This is a genomic window from Azotobacter beijerinckii (genome assembly GCF_900110885.1).
GTDB classification, from domain to species: Bacteria; Pseudomonadota; Gammaproteobacteria; order Pseudomonadales; family Pseudomonadaceae; genus Azotobacter; species Azotobacter beijerinckii.
This window is the reverse complement of the sequence record NZ_FOFJ01000122.1, coordinates 1-4565: the sequence shown is the minus strand read 5'-3', so window position 1 is coordinate 4565 and position 4565 is coordinate 1. Positions and strand designations below refer to the sequence as shown.

The 4565-nt window shown below is 58.7% G+C and carries 5 protein-coding genes and 3 pseudogenes; 4 read left to right on the top strand and 4 right to left on the bottom strand.

The window, feature by feature from the left end:
- The 4 genes and pseudogenes from BMY22_RS24570 to phaR all read left to right on the top strand — a co-directional run.
- A pseudogene (locus BMY22_RS24570) lies at nt 1-342 on the top strand (IS4 family transposase); the annotation flags it as partial.
- 178 nt (nt 343-520) lie between these two features.
- Nucleotides 521-1081 carry a Smr/MutS family protein gene (locus BMY22_RS22760; RefSeq protein ID WP_090625586.1) on the top strand — a complete coding sequence of 187 codons (561 nt, stop codon included), beginning with the start codon at nt 521-523 and terminating at the stop codon, nt 1079-1081.
- A 90-nt stretch (nt 1082-1171) separates the two neighbouring features.
- Nucleotides 1172-1717, top strand: coding sequence for a GTP cyclohydrolase I FolE (gene folE, locus BMY22_RS22755; protein ID WP_090625584.1), 546 nt, complete (start codon nt 1172-1174; stop codon nt 1715-1717).
- Nucleotides 1718-1921: 204 nt separating this feature from the next.
- Nucleotides 1922-2446 carry a polyhydroxyalkanoate synthesis repressor PhaR gene (gene phaR / locus BMY22_RS22750; protein WP_090625583.1) on the top strand — a complete coding sequence of 175 codons (525 nt, stop codon included), beginning with the start codon at nt 1922-1924 and terminating at the stop codon, nt 2444-2446.
- A gap of 59 nt (nt 2447-2505) precedes the next feature.
- Here the strand turns inward: phaR and BMY22_RS22745 are convergent, their stop codons facing one another.
- The 4 genes and pseudogenes from BMY22_RS22745 to BMY22_RS24565 all read right to left on the bottom strand — a co-directional run.
- Complete coding sequence (locus tag BMY22_RS22745; RefSeq protein ID WP_090625581.1) at nt 2506-3066, bottom strand: phasin family protein; 561 nt, start codon at nt 3064-3066, stop codon at nt 2506-2508.
- A gap of 373 nt (nt 3067-3439) precedes the next feature.
- A complete protein-coding gene (locus tag BMY22_RS25290; protein ID WP_279626395.1) occupies nt 3440-3772 on the bottom strand; it encodes a helix-turn-helix transcriptional regulator in 333 nt (110 codons plus the stop codon).
- 117 nt (nt 3773-3889) lie between these two features.
- Nucleotides 3890-4264: pseudogene (locus tag BMY22_RS25285) on the bottom strand (AraC family transcriptional regulator ligand-binding domain-containing protein); the annotation flags it as partial.
- Between the two features lie 30 nt (nt 4265-4294).
- Nucleotides 4295-4565, bottom strand: a pseudogene (locus BMY22_RS24565) (IS4 family transposase); the annotation flags it as partial.

The window sequence follows — 4565 nt, the reverse complement described above, 5'->3', positions numbered from 1 at the left end:
CTGGCGGTGCTCAAGCGCAGCGTGGAACAGGCACATCGCGAACGGCTTCCCGAGGGCTGGGAGGCGTCCCCCTACCACCTGGCGGTGCAGGTCAGAAGCCGTTACGAGGGGATGCTCGTCGCGCTGGCGGTGGAGCACTGGCCCGCCTGGGCCGACGATTCGGCCAACACACTGGCACAGCGCCTGTTGGCATTGGCACGACAGATCAAGCCCAGCCAGGTGGCGACCAGTAAGCGCGGCCCCAAGGTGGAAAAGCCCAAGGCCTGGGTCGATGCCGCGACGGCTCGCGCCCATGTCTCCACCGACCGCCTCATCAAGGCCTCGAAAAGTAAAAGACCTTGAAAGGGGTGGGCCTTAGGCCTGTTGTTGCTCTGGGGTGGTATCCGCGCCTGGCGCATCTGCCGGCGCGGTCTGCACTCTGCACGACAGCCCGGCCTTTCCATTCCCCTGCGGAAAAACCACGACTGACGTCGGCAGACATCGATTGGTTACACTAGATGCCCTTCGCGGAGGCCAGCCCATGTCCGATGACGACTTTTCCCTTTTCCAATCCGCTGTCTGCGGCGTCAAACCCTTGCGTCAGGATGATCGCGCCGACACCGGTGCACCTCGGCGCGATCGCCGGCAGATCGCCAGCCGCCGCCATGCAGCCATACAGCAGGTCGAAGCCCAGAAAGTCGATGGTCTGTCTGACCAGTTCGTCATCGATGTGGGCGCAGAGGACGAACTCATCTGGGCACGTGACGGTCTCCAGGAGGGCCAGCTGCACAAGCTCAAAGCCGGACAGATCGCCTTCGAGGGTAGCCTGGACCTGCACGGCATGACGGTGGAGAAGGCCCGTGAAACACTCTGGAACTTCCTAACCGAGGCAACCCGGCTGGAAGTCCGCTGCGTACGAGTCACCCATGGCAAGGCCGCCCGCTTGGACGGCAGACGACCGATGGTCAAGAGCCATGTCAATACCTGGCTGCGCCAGCATCCGCAGGTCCTCGGCTTCGCCTCCTGCCTGCCCCGCCACGGCGGTACCGGAGCCCTCTATATCCTGCTCAAACGCACCATGCTCGAAGGGCGGGACGAATAATTGCCCGGGGCAGCATGCTTGCAAGCCTGACCGCCCCCCCCTAACCTGCACGTTCGTGTATTTCATTTAGAAGCTTCCGCAGGAATATCCATGTCCCTGGAACAGCAGTACACCGAGATTCTCGCCTCCCTCGGCGAGGACATTTTCCGTGAAGGCCTGGTCGACACGCCAAAGCGGGCGGCCAAAGCCATGCAGTACCTCTGTCGCGGCTATCAGCAAACCCTCGAGGAGGTCGTCAACGGCGCCCTGTTCAGCTCGGACAACAGCGAAATGGTGATGGTGAAGAACATCGAGCTGTATTCGCTTTGCGAACACCATATACTGCCGTTCATCGGCAAGGCCCACGTGGCCTATCTGCCCAATGGCAAGGTGCTGGGCCTGTCGAAGGTCGCCCGCATCGTCGACATGTATGCACGCCGCCTGCAGATCCAGGAGAACCTCACTCGCCAGATCGCCGAAGCCGTGGAGCAGGTCACTGGCGCATTGGGTGTGGGGGTGGTCATCGAGGCACAGCACATGTGCATGATGATGCGCGGCGTGGAAAAGCAGAACTCCACGATGGTCACTTCGGTAATGCTCGGCCATTTCCGCAGCAATGCCGCCACCCGTAGCGAATTCCTCAGCCTGATCAACTGAAAATGACGGGGCCTCGGCCGGCTTGCTGTGCCCTGCCAGCGCCGGCCGACCGCTCGACCCGACCAAGCGTACTCAGGGTGAGCCCATGCTGGGAATCGTCTATCGGCCGCTTCCCAAACGACGCCATCCTCACCGAACTCGGCAAAGCCAGACGCCCTTAGTTTGGGCTAACATGCTAGCTCCGTTACACAACGAGATACGCGCATGTCAGCTAATGGCCGGAACGATGTCCGTCTGATCAAGAAGTACCCCAACCGCCGTTTGTATGACACCCGTACCAGCAGCCATATCACGCTCGCCGACATTCGTCAGTTGGTGATCAGCGAGGAGCCCTTCCAGGTAGTCGATGCCAAAAGCGGAGAGGATCTGACCCGCAGCATTCTTCTGCAGATCATCCAGGAAGCCGAAAGCGACGGAGAGCCGATCTTCTCCAGCGAAATGCTCAAGGGGATCATTCGCTTCTACGGTCCCTTCCAAGGGGTACTTGCCAGTTATCTCGAGAAGAGCATCCAGAGCGTCATAGACGTGCAGACTCAAGCCGGACTGCAGTCAACCCAAGCCTGGACCGACTTCATGCATAACCAGGCTCCCATGATGCAGGACCTCATGCGCCAGTATGTCGAGCAATCCAAGAAGCTCTACCTGAACACCCAGAACATGTTCGGAATGTTCTCCGGTTTTTCCGGCAAGGCGGGCGGGAAAAAAGATGGCGATGAAGGCCAGAACTGACTTTCATCGCCCAAGGACTCAAGGAAGGTAAAACGCTGGCAAGCGGCTGCCAGATGCCATCAGGCAGTTTTCTTGCCCGAAGCTTGGGCAGTCGCCTGACCTGCAGCATGGGCGGCTGCCTCAATACCGCTCGCAGCGATCTCGGAGGCCTGTTTGGCAGCCTTCTGTGCGCTCTCGTAGACGTTGCCGGCACCCTCGACGGCAGACTTGAATACAGATACGACCGGCTCGGCGCTAGCCGGAGCATTCTTGCAGATCTCTTCGACGATTTCCTGGGCCTGCTGGGTACCGATCTCGATCTGGCGCTCAGTCAGCTTGGTAACCTCTGCCTGGAAGCGAGATATAAGGTCGTAGGTCTGGCGACTGAACTCCACGAAACGCTCGGCTTGCTCATTGGGCTTGAAAAAAGAGGCTTGCAGCTCCAGGAAGGCCTGAGGATCGCGCACCGACAGCAGTTTGCGAAAGCTCTCGAAATTGTCGTCAGCCGTCGCCCGCAGAGTCTTGAACTGCAGCTTGGAGAGCTCTTCGGCGCTCTCGAAGATCTTGCTGCTCAGTTTCTGTACGGCATCCAGATTGGACTTCGAAGCGCTTTCCAGTTTTTCCAGATCAAAAAAGGACATGGTTATATCTCCTGCGTAGTGACGGCCGGACTGGCCTGGCGCGCCGCTGCTGACGACTTCTTGGATTCAACGGGCAGACTCATTGTTGCGCTGCAAAATTAATTCTGCAAGTATTTTTTTGCACTGCAAAAATATTCACTCACCCAGAGAAATTACCTGGAAAGAAGGCAACCGCATGCTACTGTCTTTAGCATAGAAAGCTGTCATACATCGCCACCCCCAAGAAAAGGCCCCGTTCTACCATGAGAAAACCTTATCGACAAAAAACATCCTGCACTGCAGCATGCAAGGCATTGCAATCCGACCGTTCAACATGCATCAACGCTTGCTGAACGGTCTTTCCGCCACTCTGCGTCCCGCATTCGCAGGCAGGTTATCCATATGCAGCGACAGCATGAGCTTCCGAAAACTCCCCACAAAGAAAGCCCCTGCGCGCCCGATACTGTCCAGGGGTCATGCCGAACCAACGCGAGCAAGCCCGAAAAAAGCTGCTGTGCTCGTGAAACCCCAACAGATAGGCAACCTCCTGCAAGCTGAAGTGCGAATGACGCAAATACAGATGGGCTTGCTCACGGCGGGTTTCATTCAGCAGATCCTTGTACTGGGTGCCCTCCTTCTTCAAACAGCGCTGCAGGGTACGCTTGCTGACGCAGAGCGCCGCCGCTACCTCCTCGATGCTTGGCTCACCGTCAGTCAGGCGCTCCATGATCAACTGCTGGACGCGCCAGGTGCTCAACTGCGAGGTCTGCTCATGCAGGCGTTGCTCGGCAAACCGCTCGTGCATGCTCGCCAGGGCTACATCAGACGTACTCAGGGGAGAATCCAGCAGAGCTGCATCGAACAAAAAGGAGTGGCTGGACGAGCCGAACTGCATGGGACATCGCAGGATACGGTGGTATTCCGTCGTGTCGGCCGGTTCAGGATGCATAAACTCGACGCACAGCGGCGTGAATTGAGGGTTCCCATACAGCCAGCGCAAGTAGGAAAGCAGGGCTGCCGTACCGATATCGTAGAACTGGCGCGGTATGCCATTGCTGCCGCCGCGGCGGTCAATTCCCAAGCGATAGATATTGCCCTCCCTATGCAGAGAGAAATCGGCGCCATTGTCGACCAACGAGCAAAAACGAACCAAGTGCTCCAGTGCACACTTCAAGTCGGGGCTCGACATCATCACATAGCCCACTACGTCGTAGATCCCGGGCTTGACTAGCCCGTAGGCCCACCCCTTTCAAGGTCTTTTACTTTTCGAGGCCTTGATGAGGCGGTCGGTGGAGACATGGGCGCGAGCCGTCGCGGCATCGACCCAGGCCTTGGGCTTTTCCACCTTGGGGCCGCGCTTACTGGTCGCCACCTGGCTGGGCTTGATCTGTCGTGCCAATGCCAACAGGCGCTGTGCCAGTGTGTTGGCCGAATCGTCGGCCCAGGCGGGCCAGTGCTCCACCGCCAGCGCGACGAGCATCCCCTCGTAACGGCTTCTGACCTGCACCGCCAGGTGGTAG